Genomic DNA, 14155 nt, shown 5'->3' on the forward strand with positions numbered 1-14155 from the left:
AAACTATTGCCTAAAATCTCTTGACAAATCTTTCAATCTATTTTATACTTAATGCAATTAAATACAACTTTAATCATGTCCTGTGAGGCATAAAAGTAATCATTAAAATGGATTAGTGCGCTAATCTGCTATTTTACTGTAAACTTTTGGCTCGGGATTTCCTGAGCTTTTTGATTTATAGGCTGTATTCAATTAATAAATGTAGTCTGTGAGCTACAATTAAGGAGGATGTGCATGTCTTTAGACAAAAATAATAAGCGAGCACTGGTTGCTGCGATTGTTGCATCAGGAACGGACGATTTAAACGTCATGTTCTTAGCTTTTTCGATGTCATCTATTATTTCAGAATTAGGTGTTACTGGAGCGCAAGGAGGCTGGATTGCAACAATTACCAATCTGGGAATGTTGGTTGGAGGTTTGCTTTTTGGCTTATTGGCTGACCGCTATCACAAGTTCAAGGTCTTCAAATGGACGATTGTTATTTTTTCATTAGCAACAGGGTTGATTTACTTTACACAAAATATTTATTATCTATATCTCATGCGTTTTATCGCTGGGATAGGCGTTGGTGGAGAGTATGGAGTTGCCATCGCGATTATGGCAGGTATTGTTCCTATTGGAAAAATGGGGCGCATTTCATCTTTGAATGGAATTGCAGGGCAAGTCGGTTCTATTACTTCAGCACTTTTAGCAGGTTGGTTAGCTCCAGCACTTGGTTGGAAAGGGCTGTTCCTCTTTGGACTTGCGCCTATTGCCTTGGTTTTGTGGATGATGTTAGCGATTGATGATGATCATATCCGAGATAATGGCAATGTGACATTAAAAGCAGAAGGGCGCCAGTCTGTTAAAATGAGTGAATTGTTTAAAACACCATCTCTAACGGCTCAGACAGTAGCGCTTATGGTCATGACAACAGTACAAATTGCGGGTTACTTTGGTATGATGAACTGGCTTCCAACCATTATCCAAACAAGTTTGCATATTTCTGTGAAAGATTCCTCACTTTGGATGGTCTCAACGATTTTAGGGATGTGTCTGGGAATGCTCACCTTCGGTCAAATCCTTGATAAATGGGGCCCGAGATTCGTTTATTCAATCTTTCTTCTAGCATCCTCCATGTGTGTTTACCTCTTCCAATTTGCCAATTCAATGCCTGCCATGATTATCGGGGGTGCGATTGTTGGTTTCTTTGTCAATGGTATGTTTGCGGGTTATGGCGCGATGATTACGAGATTGTATCCAGCTCATATTCGCTCCACGGCTAATAATGTCATCTTAAATGTTGGCCGAGCAATTGGAGGATTTTCATCTGTGATTATTGGGAAAATTTTAGATATCTCGAGCGTTTCAATGGTCATGATTTTCCTAGCAAGCCTTTATTTGATTAGCTTTGCTGCCTTGTGGACGATTAAGAATTTAAAAGCAGAACGTTACTCACTGTTAGGAGAAGAATTGGTTGCAGAAGAAGTATAACAATAATATTAGCATAATTAGGAGACTGAGCTTAGGTTCGGTCTCTTTTTTCGGGCAAGCAAAATATATGGAAGTAGTTATTGAGTAGTATTTTGCTCATTTTTTAAGAAAGGCTGTAATGTGCAAACATTACAGCCTTTCAACGTTTTTTCCTGCTATTGCTATTTCACGATATAATAAAATCAAGTAAGTACAGAAGGAAATGGAATGAATTTTAAGCAGCTATCTTATTTGGCTCTGTAATTTCTGTAGTGGGTAAAACTACTTTAGGAATTATGGAACCGATTTTGATGATTCATTTATCAAATTGAACTTCATTCAACAGATACTCAATGAATTTATCCCCCATTTTGGATAAGCTAGCTTTTTCATGTTTAATATAAACCAGCTCAATAGGGTCATCAATATCTAGTGGAATAGAAACGATATTGTCACCATTGAGATTACTATTTAGAATACCAGTTGCAATAGTGTAGCCATCAAGACCAATCAAAAGATTAAAAAGAGTTGCTCGGTCGCTGACGACGATGGACTTTTTATGGTGTTCTTGCGATAGGATTTCTTCTGAAAAGTAAAAGGAATTGTGGGTTCCTTGATCGTAGCTGAGGTAAGGAAAATCTTCCAAATCTGATAATTGGATCAGTTTCTTCTTTGCTAGAGGATTGCTCTTGCTAACAAAAATATGTGGCTGGGCAGTAAAGAGATGTGTGGCAAGCAAGTGATTATCATCTAGCATTTTAGAGAGAACATCGCGGTTGTAACTGTTGAGAAAGAGAACGCCAATCTCGCTGCGGAAATTTTTGACGTCATCAATGATTTCCCAAGTTCGTGTTTCGCGCAAGAAAAGCTCATACTTTTCCATATCACTTTTTTTGAGCAGAGAAACGAAAGCATTGACTACAAAGGCGTAGTGTTGAGAAGAGACGCTGAAAAGCTCTCGATTGGCAACTGGATTTTTGTAACGTTCTTCTAATAACTGAGTCTGTTCTACCACTTGACGAGCATAGGAGAGAAATTCCATGCCGTCCTTGGTCAGCGTAATACCTTTGGGATTGCGGATGAAAATCTCAATGCCCATTTCATTTTCCAAATCGCGCACTGCATTGGACAGACTAGGCTGGGTAATAAAGAGTTGCTTGGCAGCTTCGTTCATGCTGCCAGTCTCGACGATTTTAATCATATAGTGCAATTGTTGAATTCTCATAAGCTTATTTTATCATATTGGAATTGACAAAACACATTTGAAGTTGTAAAATAGATTAAATTTAACCTTTAAGAAAGTCCAGCGAGGCTTCCAAGGTTTCGGGTGAAGGAAGAGTGAGAAAACCGACTCTTTATTTTCGTGAGGCCTTGTGTATATGCAAGGTCTTTTTTAATAAAGAAATGAGGTAGAAATGACAAGCAGCTCATGCAAGAAGAGACTCGGAAAAATCATGTTGGAAAAGATGACTATTGTGCACCAAGAGAAAATTGCTCCACGAATTTTTGCTATGGATTTACTAGGAGAAATGGTTGGCCAGATGCAGGTTGGACAATTTCTGCATATCCGAGTTCCAGATGATACAAAGCTTCTACGTCGTCCTATTTCGATTTCAGAGATTAACAGAGAACGGAAAATCTGTCGGATTATTTACAGGATAGAGGGAGCAGGTACAGAATTCTTCTCTCAGCTGGAAAAAGGTTTTCAGTTAGACGTCATGGGGTCTCAGGGAAATGGTTTTGATTTATCTGGTTTAGGTATTGCAGATACAGCTCTAATTATAGGAGGTGGGATTGGTGTTCCCCCCTTGCTACAAGTGGCAAAAGAATTACATAGCAAGGGAGTGAAGGTCACTTCAGTTCTTGGATTTGCAACAAAAGCAGTTGTCATTTTGGAAGAAGAAATGAGAAAATACAGTCGTGTCCTGATAACAACAGATGATGGTTCTTATGGCCGCAAAGGCTATGTTTCCTCCATTGTGAATGAGCTGTCAGAAGATTTTACTGCGGTATATGCTTGCGGAGCTCCTAGTATGCTCAGATATGTGAATGAAACATTTTGCAGTCATCCGCGAGCTTACATTTCTATGGAATCACGAATGGCGTGTGGAATGGGGGCTTGTTATGCTTGTGTACTTCATGTTGCTGGTGAGGACCAAGCAGTCAATAAGCGGGTTTGTGAAGACGGTCCAGTTTTTGAGACTGGTACAATCGTGATGTAGGAGGTTGATATGTCTAACAGTTGTTTAGCAATTTCTCTTCCTGGTTTGGAACTGAAAAATCCAATTATTCCAGCTTCGGGGTGTTTTGGTTTTGGTCAGGAATATGCCAAATATTATGATCTCAATGTACTTGGCTCCATAATGATTAAGGCGACCACGCAGTACCCTCGTTTTGGCAATCCGACGCCACGAGTGGCAGAAACACCAGCTGGTATGCTCAATGCTATTGGACTACAAAACCCTGGGGTAGATGTGGTGTTGACAGAAAAACTTCCTTGGCTGGCTCACCATTATCCTAATCTTCCGATTATTGCTAATGTTGCGGGATTTTCTAACGAAGAATATGCTTTTGTTGCAGAAAAAATATCTAAAGCTCCAAACGTCAAGGCTATTGAACTTAATATTTCCTGCCCCAATGTGGATCATGGTAATGGGGGCTTGCTAATTGGTCAGGTGCCAGATTTAGCATATCAGGCTGCTAAGGCAGCGGTAGACGTGTCGGAAGTGCCAGTCTATGTAAAATTGACACCTAGTGTAGCAGATATTACACAAATAGCGAAAGCAGTTGAAGATGCAGGAGTTTCTGGTTTAACCATGATTAACACTTTAGTTGGAATGCGATTTGATTCAAAGAGCAGAAAGCCGATTATTGCAAACGGAACAGGTGGCATGTCGGGGCCGGCAATTTTTCCAGTTGCCTTGAAGTTGATTCGTCAGGTAGCACAATCTAGTAGTTTACCAATCATTGGTATGGGTGGAGTAAACTCAGCAGAAGCAGCCATTGAAATGTTTATTGCGGGAGCATCAGCGATTGGTGTTGGGACAGCAAATTTTACAAACCCTTATGCGTGTCCTAATATTATTGAGGATCTACCTAAAGTCATGGATAAATACGGTATTGAAAGTTTGGAAAGCTTGCGAACAGAAATTAGAAAAAACTTGTTGTAGCCTCATTTTTTGCTTGACAATAGACGGAGTAAATTATAAAATAATTGAAATGGAACCTTTAAAGAAGTCCAGAGAGGCTACTAAGGCTGATACGGTTTAAAGCGGCAGTAAACTGTCAATTTTCGTGTAACCTTGCCTCAGGCAAGGTTTTTCTATAGCTTTTGAGAAGTTTGTACGAAGTGTGCTTAAAAGTTTCGAAAGGGATTTAAGATGATGGGTAAAGCTTTCGTTAGGAAGTGTCAGTGACTTTACTTCTATTGAAATCAAGCGGTCAGGATTAGCAAACGAAACCGTAGTACAGACAGTATTTCAAGTTATTAAGAGCCTGTGTCCAAAGATTAAAACGACAAACTGCCTATAAATTAATAAGGAGATGAACCTATGCGTGAAGAACGTCCTATTATTGCTCTTGATTTTCCCTCTTTTGATGATGTTAAAACCTTTCTGGAACATTTTCCAAAAGATGAAAAGCTTTATGTCAAAATTGGTATGGAATTTTTTTATGCTATTGGTCCAGAAATCGTTCACTATTTGAAAGGTTTGGAACACAGCATTTTCCTAGATTTGAAATTGCATGACATTCCCAATACGGTGCGCTCGGCTATGTCTGTTTTAGGAACTTTTGGAGTAGATATGGTCACTTTGCATGCAGCAGGTGGTGTCGAGATGATGCGGGAAGCTAAAAAAGTTTTGGGAGATAAAGCAAAATTAGTGGCTGTAACTCAGTTGACTTCTACTAGCGAAGCCGATATGCGAGACTGCCAAAATATCCAAACAACTGTTTCAGAATCGGTTGTCAATTATGCTTGCAAAGCTAAAGAGGCCGGCTTGGACGGAGTTGTGTGTTCAGCTCAGGAAGTTAAGCTGATTAAAGCGGCGACGTCAGAAGATTTTCTGTGCGTTACTCCAGGTATTCGACCAGCTGGTTCTGAAATTGGGGACCAAAAACGGGTCATGACACCGCAAGAAGCACATCAAATTGGTAGTGACTATATTGTGGTTGGACGTCCCATTACACGAGCTGCAGATCCAGTAGCTGCTTATCGCGCTATTAAGACGGAATGGATAGATGGCTAGAAAAGTATATCAAGCAATCATTGACAGACCCATCGGTTATCAAGATAGTTTTGGAAATCGTTATCCTATCAATTATGGTTATATTCCGAATTTGTTTGCTGAGGATGGCGAAGAGCAAGATGTTTACATTGTGTCGGAAAAGGTACGAGAACCGTTAGAATACTTTGAAGGAGAATTGGTTGCTGTTATTCATCGACAAGATGATGTTGAAGATAAATGGGTGTTAACTTTATCTAGCGAGATCGTCACTTTAGAAGACATAAAAGAAAAGACTTATTTTTTGGAATAATATTTTGATTCCACTATTGAATTATTATAAAGGAGAAATCATGACTTTAGCAAAAGATATTGCGCGTGACTTACTGAAAATTGAGGCTGTTTACTTGAAGCCGGAAGAGCCTTTCACTTGGGCTAGTGGCATCAAGTCTCCAATCTACACAGATAATCGTGTGACCTTGGCCTATCCAGAAACGCGGACTTTGATTGAAAAAGGTTTTGTTGAGAAAATCAAAGCTGAATTTCCAGAAGTAGAAGTGATTGCTGGGACAGCAACAGCAGGTATTCCTCATGGAGCCATCATTGCTGACAAGATGACTTTACCATTTGCTTATATTCGTAGCAAACCAAAAGATCATGGTGCTGGAAATCAAATTGAAGGTCGAGTAAAAACAGGTCAGAAAATGGTCGTGATTGAGGATTTGATTTCAACTGGAGGGTCGGTTCTGGATGCGGTGGCTGCTGCTAAGCGTGAGGGGGCTGACGTCCTTGGAGTGGTAGCTATTTTTACTTATGAATTGCCTAGGGCAGAAAAGAATTTCTCAGATGCGGGTGTTCGATTGGTAACGTTATCGAACTACACTGAATTAATCAAGCTGGCGGAACAAGAAGGCTATGTTTCGGCAGAAGGCTTAGCTCTACTTGAGAAATTTAAACATGATCAAGAAAATTGGCAGGGATATTGATGAGGAAGTCCTTTCCCACGAAATGAGAGACTATTAACTTTTTCGTCAAATAAATTTGCAGCGAGATTTAATTTCTAAACTTATTTTTCTTCTTTTAACGATATTTGTTTATACACCACTCATGAGCTTTGGTATTTTAATTGACTTTTTTGTTCTGAGGATTCTGGGTCCAATTAGAGGTTAAGCAGCAATCTGATGATTGTTGTTTTTTAAATAGAGAAACAAATTAGATTTTGATATAATGGTCCTATGCTAAAAATGTACTCTTTTTTCTTTGGAATCTTGCGAAAAATCATGTTCATTGTGGGCTTGCATTGGTTTTTTACTGCTATTATTCATCTAGGGACAATTTCTAGCCTTGCTTTGATTGGAGCAGTCATACTAGTATTTCTAGCTTATCGTTATCTAGAAAATTTAAAAAAATGCTACCACTACATGATGAGACACAAAGTTGCTATTATGATAGCAGTGATTGTATTTCAGTTGGCAATGCTTTTGTCTGCTCAGTTGCTGATTCGGCGAGATGCAGCAGTTGTTTTCAATGGTGCTTTCAAGTACTCAAAAGAGACTTCTATTTCCAGTTATTTGACACGCAATCCTAATAACTTGTTTCTCTTTTTGTATGAGCGCTTTTTTTATAATATCTTTGGAAGCTCAGCTTTATGGATTTTGCAGGGATTAAATATATTTTATGCCGATATAACGGCACTCATTTTGTACAAGGGAATGAAAAAATATGTGAGTGAGTCTGCTGCTGATGTGACATTTAGTTTGTATGTCTTGCTAGTTGGCTTTTCACCTTATTTTTATTCGATGTACACGGATATATGGCCTCTTCCGCTCATTGCTTTACAAATATTCTTACTTTTTGATTTACTTGGGCTTCGATGGCAGGATAAGAGGGTACTCTTCATAAAGACAATCAGATTAGGTTTGATAAGTGGGCTTGCAGTGCTGATACGACCAACTGTGTTGATTGTTATTATGGCAGGTTTTATTTTGCTGTTGTTCAAAAAGGAATGGAAGAAATTTATCCTAATCTTTTTCACCTTTCTCCTATCGTTTGGCGTAACTTCTATCGGCGGAAACTATCTGAAAGCGACGCAAACAGAAGTGACATTGATACAAGAGAAAGGATTGTCTAAAAGTCCTCTGCTCTTTATTGACTTAGGGTTGACTTTTATTGGACACGATCAAGAAGACATGAAAGAGGGCTTGCTTCAATACATTGATGTGGATCAGAGAGAACAGTATAATAATGGAATGTTTAAGCAAGAAAATGTAAAAAAAGAAATCAAACGACGCTTAAAAGAATATTCGTTTTTGGGATTTCTCAATCATCTTTACTATAAGCATTCATTAACTGTTTCAGAAGGAACTTTAGGTTGGTTATATCGAGATGTGGAATATGAAAAAACGCCTTATATCTCCCCTCTTTATCCTTATACAAAAAAGAATCTTGTGGCACAGTTTATCAGAACTTATTTTTTGAGTGTGGATAAGAGTGAGTATCGCTATTATGAGATTGTGAAGCAAGTTGTTTGGATTGTGATGAGTGTAGGGATTATTTTTGCCTTATGGAAATATCATGCAGATGATAAATTGAATGGTATCAGTCTTGCAGTTTTTGGAGGTTTGTTGTTTTTGCTAATTTTTGAAGGTGGAAAGACGCGGTATTTGATACAATTTTTACCCCAAATCATCATGTTATCTGCATTAGGTTTGACTGAATATTTACCGGATTGGTTAAAAAGCAAGAAAGGAGAAAAGATAAAATGAGAAAATCGTTTTACACTTGGTTGATGACAGAGCGCAATCCTAAAAGTACAGCGCCGAAGGCAATACTAGCCGATTTAGTTTTTCATGAATCAACTTTTCCTAAGCATACGGATGATTTTGATGAAATTAGCCGCTATTTAGAAGAACATGCTGATTTTTCCTTTAATCTTAGTGATTTTGATGCAATCTGGGAAGAATATCAAGCACATTAGTTCGGGAAAAAGATAGAATTTTCCGAGTTACTTTGCTATAATAAAGTAAATAATGTGAAGAAAGAGGTTCTTTGTTTGCAAGAACATTCAGTAGAAATCATCTTACAGCATCCAGATGATATATTTCATCTTTTTGGTTCTAATGAACGTCATTTGCGTTTAATGGAACAGGAGTTGCGGGTGACGATTCATGCGCGGACAGAAATTGTCCAGATTATTGGTGAGGAGATGGCCTGTGAAGAAGCCCGTCAGGTTATTCAGGCTCTGCTAGTCTTAGTTAACCGTGGAATGACGATTGGAACGCCAGATGTAGTGACAGCTATTACAATGGTCAAAAATGGTGAAATTGATAAGTTTGTGGCTCTATATGAAGAAGAGATTATTAAAGATTCTTATGGTAAACCCATTCGAGTTAAGACTTTAGGGCAGAAAATTTATGTTGATAGCATTAAGAACCATGATGTTGTCTTTGGGATTGGACCAGCAGGAACAGGTAAGACTTTTCTTGCCGTAACTTTGGCTGTGACAGCGCTGAAGCGAGGGCAGGTCAAACGGATTATATTGACCCGACCGGCGGTTGAAGCTGGTGAGAGTCTAGGATTTTTACCGGGGGATCTAAAAGAAAAAGTAGACCCTTATCTACGACCGGTTTACGATGCATTGTATCAGATTTTAGGTAAGGATCAAACAGCGCGCCTTATGGAGCGAGAAATCATTGAGATAGCCCCTTTAGCTTATATGCGTGGACGAACATTGGATGACGCCTTTGTCATCTTAGATGAAGCGCAAAATACGACCATTATGCAGATGAAGATGTTCCTGACTCGACTTGGTTTTAATTCCAAGATGATTGTCAATGGGGATATTAGCCAGATTGACTTGCCAAAGAATAGTAAATCAGGTCTCATTGATGCGACAGAGAAATTGAAAAATATCAAGCAGATTGATTTTGTTTACCTGTCAGCCAAGGACGTTGTTCGTCATCCTGTGGTTGCAGAGATTATCCAAGCCTATGAACATTCTACTGAAGTGGCGCATCATCATTTTTCTAAAGAAGAAAATTCTAGTTTAGTTAGTCACGAAATCGTCAGCGAGCCAGTCAAGGAGTCGGAAGATGATGAAGGAATATCTCTTGACTAATCTGGACAAGTTTCACACAACTGATCTTGGGAAAGTCCGTCTGCAAAAGCATCTGCTTTTGAGAGAGGAAAATCCAGTTTTATGGGCTAAGGGTTTTATCCAAAGATCTGAGACAAAGATTAGTCATAAAAAAAAAGAACTTCTATGTGTCTGATAATTATATTGTGTTGGCCATCAATACATCGTCCTATACTATCATTACAGGACACAAAGAGTAGGGATTTTAAAAGATGATTGAACAACTATCTAGGCATTATAGCTGTAGGATACTAGCAGAAAAGGATATTCCAAGTATTTTATCTTTATATGAAAGCAATCCTCTGTATTTTCAGCATTGTCCACCAGCTCCAAATTTGGAAAGTGTAAAAGAAGATATGTTTCGTCTACCTGAAGGCAAGGCTAAGGTTGATAAATTTTATGTTGGCTTTTGGGATAGCTATAACCTTGTAGCTGTTATAGATTTTGTTTATGCCTATCCTGATGAGGAGACAGTTTTTATTGGTCTATTTATGGTTAATCAGACCTATCAAGGGAAAGGTATTGGCAGCCAGATTGTGACAGAAGCGCTAGCCTATTTTGCTAAAAACTTTCGAAAAGCACGTTTGGCTTATGTCAAGGGGAATCCGCAATCTCAGCATTTTTGGAAAAAGCAGGGCTTCAAACCAATTGGAAGTGAGGTCAAACAAGAACTCTATACGGTTGTTATCGTTGAACAGAGCTTAAGAGGTTAGAAATGGCATCAAGTAAAAACTATTTGGAATTTGTTTTGGAGCAATTATCAGGATTAGATGATGTGACTTACCGTTCTATGATGGGAGAGTATATTCTTTACTTCCGTGGTAAGATTATTGGTGGTATTTATGATAATCGCTTTTTAGTTAAGCCAGTTCAAGCAGTCTTAGATAAGATTGCCCAACCCTCGTATGAGTTTCCATACGAAGGCGCCAAAGAAATGATTTTAGTGGAAGACCTTGAAAATAAGGTGTTTCTAGAAGATTTAATTTTAGCCATGTATGATCAATTGCCGCTACCTAAACCTAAAAAGAAAAAATAAATGGAATGAAGCAAAGAGGTGGATTTGAAAGCTCTTTTCTTATAGTTATACGACTTAAAATGATAAGTAAAAAAGAGTCTGGGACAATAGCGTCTCAGACTCAAATTATTTTTATAATAAATGAGCAGTGTAGTAGGTGATTGTTCAAAAAAACTGCTTAAAAGGTGGTGTATAGGACCTGCGAAGCAAGTTGGCATATCCTTTTATTTTCAAAACTTATACTAAATCAGCGATATCAGTGTAGTCACGATTGAGCCCTTCTGCAACTGGTCGGCTAGTGAGATAACCTTTATAAGTAGTCACTCCTTGTTGTAGCCCCCAATCATCTGTAATAGCTTGTTCAAACCCTTTGTCCGCCAAAGCTTCAATGTAAGGAAGTGTTACATTTGTCAAAGCAAGAGTTGATGTGCGAGCAACAGCACCAGGTATGTTGGCAACGGCATAGTGAAGTACACCATGTTTTTCATAGACAGGTTCATCGTGAGTAGTTACACGATCAGCAGTTGCAACAACCCCACCTTGGTCAACGGCTACGTCAACGATGACAGAACCAGGTCGCATTTTACTGACCATTTCATCAGTAACGAGTTTGGGAGCTTTGGCACCAGGGATTAATACTGCTCCAATCACTACATCGGCCTCTTTGACACTTTCAGCAATATTGAAAGAATTAGACATAAGGGTCTGGATTTGATGACCAAAAAGGTCTTCTAGTTCTGACAGTCGTTTAGCGCTGATATCAAGAATAGTGACATGCGCTCCCAGTCCTAAAGCGATGCGAGCTGCGTGTGTTCCAACAACGCCCCCTCCAATGATAGTGACTTTTCCTTTAGGAACACCTGGAACACCGCCCAGTAGTATACCAGAACCACCTTCTTGTTTGGTTAGAAAGTGAGCTCCAATCTGTACAGCCATACGTCCTGCCACTTCACTCATAGGCACAAGTAAGGGGAGATTCCCCTCTTGGTCACGAACGGTTTCGTAAGCAATTCCTATTGTCTTACTGATTGTCATAGCATCAGCTAATTCAGGTGCAGCAGCCATATGCAGATAAGTGAAAAGCAAGAGATCATCACGTAAGAAGCTATATTCAGTAACTAAGGGTTCTTTTACTTTGACAACTAGATCAGCTGCCCAAGCTTCCGCTGCAGTTGCAACAATTGTCGCTCCCTGTGCCTCATAGTCAGCGTCTATAAATCCAGAACCAAGCCCAGCTTTAGTTTCAACTAAAACCTGATGACCTTTTTGGACGATACTGTGAACACCAGCTGGTGTTAAAGCAACACGATTTTCATTGTTTTTAATTTCTTTTGGGATACCAATTAACATAGACTTCCTCCTTTTTTGGGATGTTTTTATTGTATATGAAAACGCTTTAAAAATCAAGATAAAATCAGAAAACATTGATTTCGGTGAATATTTATGTTATGCTATGAGGCAAAATAGGAGATTCGTACAAAATGGAAAGTATTTATCTAAGGCTAGCTGAAAATTGAATTTTGGAAACAGAACGCTTGCTCTTGCGACCTGTGACATTAGATGATGCTGAAGATATGTTTGAATATTCCTCTGATGAAGAAAATACTCGCTATACTTTTTTACCTAACAAAGACTTGGAAGAAACTAAAAATGTTATTGCGCGTTTGTTTATGGGGCGGGCACTTGGAAATTGGGGAATTGAACTGAAGGAAAGGGATAAACTGATTGGCAGCATTGACCTGCACAAGCTGGATCCGCTCCTTAAAAAGGCAGCCATTGGTTATGTCATCAATAAAAAATATTGGAATCAAGGCTTAGCAACGGAAGCATTAAAAGCCATACTTCAAATGGCTTTTGAAAGTTTGGATATGAATATGTTGGTTGCTCTCCATGATGTAGAAAATCCAGCTTCAGGACGGGTTATGGAAAAGGCTGGTATGAAGTTTTCCCATATTGACCCATACGCAGCACTCGATGAGCATGAGGAAGGCCGAATTTCTCAGAGAGCTTATTATCGTTTGACAAAGAAAGATTATTTTGAAAAATACTGATGTGAATGTGAGATTTATAGGAAATTTTAATGGTGACTAGGTTCTTTTCTGGAACCTTCTAGCAAAATTTTTCTCTTTTAATGAAAACATTTTTCAAATCTATTGACAAGTACCTCTCTGCATGATATAGTAGATAGGGACTGCTGATTTAGCTCAGTTGGCAGAGCGCATCCATGGTAAGGATGAGGTCGCCGGTTCGATCCCGGCAATTAGCATGAAGAACAGGAAAAAGCCCAATTTTAATGGGCTTTTTTGCATTATAAAAGCAGAAATCAATATTGTTATTGTTTTCACATTCTAATAGAATAATCAAGAAACATCAATGATTTCTTTGTTGAAAGAGTATTTTAAAGCTAATCATATCAACGCTTTTAATTTGTATCTTAATCCTATGATGTTGCAGCAATACAATCAATACTGGATGCACATTGGTGACGATATTAAGACATCAAATTCACCAGCTATTATGGGTGATGGTATTCTCTTAGGTCAAAGCGTTGGTACAGACCTAGTCGGTTTGGACTTCTATCAAATAATGCTGGTATCTGACCCGATTACAGGCGCCTCCGGCTAACTTCATCATGGTCAATACTTAAGGAAAACGTTTTGTAGATGAGTACGGTAGTCGGGATAAATGAGTTCAGGCAGCAATTGACAATGGTGGTTTTTTCTATCTGATTGTAGACGATAATATGAAAGAAACAGCTTATAATACAGTCAAGAAAAGATTGATGCACAGGTAGCACATGGAATGATTTACCGATCAGATAGTTTGGAAGAGTTGGCTTAACAGCTACAAATGGATCCACAGGTCTTTACCAAGACGATCACAGCTTATAATATTTATGTTGATGCAGGATATGGTCCTGAATTTGAAAAAAGAGCTTTCGACCTCAAGGTTGAAAAGTCACCATTTTATGCCACTCCTTGAAAACCAGTCGTTCACCATACTATGAGCGGTCTTAAGATTGATACGAAAACGTATGTTATCAATAAGCGAGGACAAGTTATCCGAAGTTTCTACGCAGCTTGAAAGTAGCTGGCGAATTGCATGTTGGAAACCGTTTGGGTGGTAATTTCCTTACTGATATTTTTACTTTTGGACGTATTGCAGCCGAAATTGCTATTACAAAGAATTGTTAATCTTGATTTTAAGGCAGAAAATTCATTCAGTTTTGGGAGGATTTTTTGTAAATATTCTTGACAAGCATTTCTTTTAATGTTAAAGTATTAACTAATTAAAAGTAGAAAGGAGAATGTATCATGAATAATGTAAAAC

The 14155-nt window shown here is 38.6% G+C and carries 15 protein-coding genes, 1 tRNA gene and 1 pseudogene; 15 read left to right on the forward strand and 2 right to left on the reverse strand.

Annotation, left to right across the window (positions count from 1 at the left end; all coding sequences use genetic code 11):
* Positions 1 to 234: 234 nt before the first annotated feature.
* Complete coding sequence (locus tag SCSC_RS03820; RefSeq protein ID WP_006269529.1) at positions 235 to 1473, forward strand: MFS transporter; 1239 nt, start codon at positions 235 to 237, stop codon at positions 1471 to 1473.
* A gap of 295 nt (positions 1474 to 1768) precedes the next feature.
* Here SCSC_RS03820 and SCSC_RS03825 read toward each other — a convergent pair whose 3' ends face one another.
* A complete protein-coding gene (locus SCSC_RS03825) occupies positions 1769 to 2677 on the reverse strand; it encodes a LysR family transcriptional regulator (protein ID WP_006269583.1) in 909 nt (302 codons plus the stop codon).
* 190 nt (positions 2678 to 2867) lie between these two features.
* Between SCSC_RS03825 and SCSC_RS03830 the strand changes: the two genes are divergently transcribed.
* The 11 genes from SCSC_RS03830 to SCSC_RS03875 all read left to right on the forward strand — a co-directional run bounded on the left by SCSC_RS03830 (position 2868) and on the right by SCSC_RS03875 (position 10846).
* A complete protein-coding gene (locus tag SCSC_RS03830; RefSeq protein ID WP_037565584.1) occupies positions 2868 to 3674 on the forward strand; it encodes a dihydroorotate dehydrogenase electron transfer subunit in 807 nt (268 codons plus the stop codon).
* 9 nt (positions 3675 to 3683) lie between these two features.
* A complete protein-coding gene (locus SCSC_RS03835; protein ID WP_006269483.1) occupies positions 3684 to 4622 on the forward strand; it encodes a dihydroorotate dehydrogenase in 939 nt (312 codons plus the stop codon).
* A 381-nt stretch (positions 4623 to 5003) separates the two neighbouring features.
* Complete coding sequence (gene pyrF / locus SCSC_RS03840) at positions 5004 to 5699, forward strand: orotidine-5'-phosphate decarboxylase (RefSeq protein ID WP_003069422.1); 696 nt, start codon at positions 5004 to 5006, stop codon at positions 5697 to 5699.
* Positions 5692 to 5988: an inorganic diphosphatase gene (locus tag SCSC_RS03845; protein ID WP_003069419.1), complete on the forward strand. Its 297-nt coding sequence runs from the start codon at positions 5692 to 5694 to the stop codon at positions 5986 to 5988. The genes pyrF and SCSC_RS03845 overlap by 8 nt, the downstream gene beginning before the upstream one ends.
* A gap of 40 nt (positions 5989 to 6028) precedes the next feature.
* The gene (pyrE, locus tag SCSC_RS03850; protein WP_003069418.1) at positions 6029 to 6661 is read left to right on the forward strand and encodes an orotate phosphoribosyltransferase; all 633 of its coding nucleotides are present in this window, start codon (positions 6029 to 6031) and stop codon (positions 6659 to 6661) included.
* Between the two features lie 249 nt (positions 6662 to 6910).
* Positions 6911 to 8440 (forward strand): glycosyltransferase family protein, encoded by a 1530-nt coding sequence (locus SCSC_RS03855; RefSeq protein ID WP_037565582.1) that lies wholly within the window; start codon positions 6911 to 6913, stop codon positions 8438 to 8440.
* The gene (locus SCSC_RS03860; protein ID WP_003072551.1) at positions 8437 to 8652 is read left to right on the forward strand and encodes a YozE family protein; all 216 of its coding nucleotides are present in this window, start codon (positions 8437 to 8439) and stop codon (positions 8650 to 8652) included. Before SCSC_RS03855 ends, SCSC_RS03860 begins: the two co-directional genes overlap by 4 nt.
* A gap of 75 nt (positions 8653 to 8727) precedes the next feature.
* Entirely contained in the window at positions 8728 to 9792 is a 1065-nt protein-coding gene (locus SCSC_RS03865; RefSeq protein ID WP_115342913.1) for a PhoH family protein, read from the forward strand.
* Positions 9793 to 9938: 146 nt separating this feature from the next.
* Positions 9939 to 10010, forward strand: coding sequence for a hypothetical protein (locus SCSC_RS09580; RefSeq protein ID WP_247927340.1), 72 nt, complete (start codon positions 9939 to 9941; stop codon positions 10008 to 10010).
* Between the two features lie 12 nt (positions 10011 to 10022).
* The gene (locus tag SCSC_RS03870; RefSeq protein ID WP_006269579.1) at positions 10023 to 10523 is read left to right on the forward strand and encodes a GNAT family N-acetyltransferase; all 501 of its coding nucleotides are present in this window, start codon (positions 10023 to 10025) and stop codon (positions 10521 to 10523) included.
* 2 nt (positions 10524 to 10525) lie between these two features.
* On the forward strand, positions 10526 to 10846 hold the full coding sequence (locus SCSC_RS03875; protein ID WP_003069408.1) for a TfoX/Sxy family protein: 321 nt from the start codon (positions 10526 to 10528) through the stop codon (positions 10844 to 10846).
* A gap of 216 nt (positions 10847 to 11062) precedes the next feature.
* Here the strand turns inward: SCSC_RS03875 and ald are convergent, their stop codons facing one another.
* Complete coding sequence (gene ald / locus SCSC_RS03880) at positions 11063 to 12175, reverse strand: alanine dehydrogenase (RefSeq protein WP_006269541.1); 1113 nt, start codon at positions 12173 to 12175, stop codon at positions 11063 to 11065.
* A gap of 167 nt (positions 12176 to 12342) precedes the next feature.
* Here ald and SCSC_RS03885 point away from each other — a divergent pair, with 167 nt between their 5' ends.
* The 3 genes and pseudogenes from SCSC_RS03885 to SCSC_RS03895 all read left to right on the forward strand — a co-directional run.
* Positions 12343 to 12876, forward strand: coding sequence for a GNAT family N-acetyltransferase (locus SCSC_RS03885; protein ID WP_232565271.1), 534 nt, complete (start codon positions 12343 to 12345; stop codon positions 12874 to 12876).
* Positions 12877 to 13018: 142 nt separating this feature from the next.
* A tRNA-Thr gene (locus SCSC_RS03890) sits at positions 13019 to 13091 on the forward strand.
* A 170-nt stretch (positions 13092 to 13261) separates the two neighbouring features.
* Positions 13262 to 14019, forward strand: a pseudogene (locus SCSC_RS03895) (FAD-binding protein); the annotation flags it as partial.
* Positions 14020 to 14155: the final 136 nt, after the last annotated feature.

The sequence above is a fragment of the Streptococcus constellatus subsp. constellatus genome, assembly GCF_023167545.1.
Taxonomy (GTDB): domain Bacteria; phylum Bacillota; class Bacilli; order Lactobacillales; family Streptococcaceae; genus Streptococcus; species Streptococcus constellatus.

Coding starts and splice junctions, on each gene's coding strand:
- SCSC_RS03825 (WP_006269583.1), bottom strand. CDS start 2,677: ATGAGAATTCAACAATTGCACTATATGATTAAAATCGTCGAGACTGGC.
- SCSC_RS03875 (WP_003069408.1), top strand. CDS start 10,526: ATGGCATCAAGTAAAAACTATTTGGAATTTGTTTTGGAGCAATTATCA.
- ald (WP_006269541.1), bottom strand. CDS start 12,175: ATGTTAATTGGTATCCCAAAAGAAATTAAAAACAATGAAAATCGTGTT.
- SCSC_RS03870 (WP_006269579.1), top strand. CDS start 10,023: ATGATTGAACAACTATCTAGGCATTATAGCTGTAGGATACTAGCAGAA.
- SCSC_RS03860 (WP_003072551.1), top strand. CDS start 8,437: ATGAGAAAATCGTTTTACACTTGGTTGATGACAGAGCGCAATCCTAAA.
- SCSC_RS03835 (WP_006269483.1), top strand. CDS start 3,684: ATGTCTAACAGTTGTTTAGCAATTTCTCTTCCTGGTTTGGAACTGAAA.
- SCSC_RS03845 (WP_003069419.1), top strand. CDS start 5,692: ATGGCTAGAAAAGTATATCAAGCAATCATTGACAGACCCATCGGTTAT.
- SCSC_RS03820 (WP_006269529.1), top strand. CDS start 235: ATGTCTTTAGACAAAAATAATAAGCGAGCACTGGTTGCTGCGATTGTT.
- pyrE (WP_003069418.1), top strand. CDS start 6,029: ATGACTTTAGCAAAAGATATTGCGCGTGACTTACTGAAAATTGAGGCT.
- pyrF (WP_003069422.1), top strand. CDS start 5,004: ATGCGTGAAGAACGTCCTATTATTGCTCTTGATTTTCCCTCTTTTGAT.
- SCSC_RS03830 (WP_037565584.1), top strand. CDS start 2,868: ATGACAAGCAGCTCATGCAAGAAGAGACTCGGAAAAATCATGTTGGAA.
- SCSC_RS03855 (WP_037565582.1), top strand. CDS start 6,911: ATGCTAAAAATGTACTCTTTTTTCTTTGGAATCTTGCGAAAAATCATG.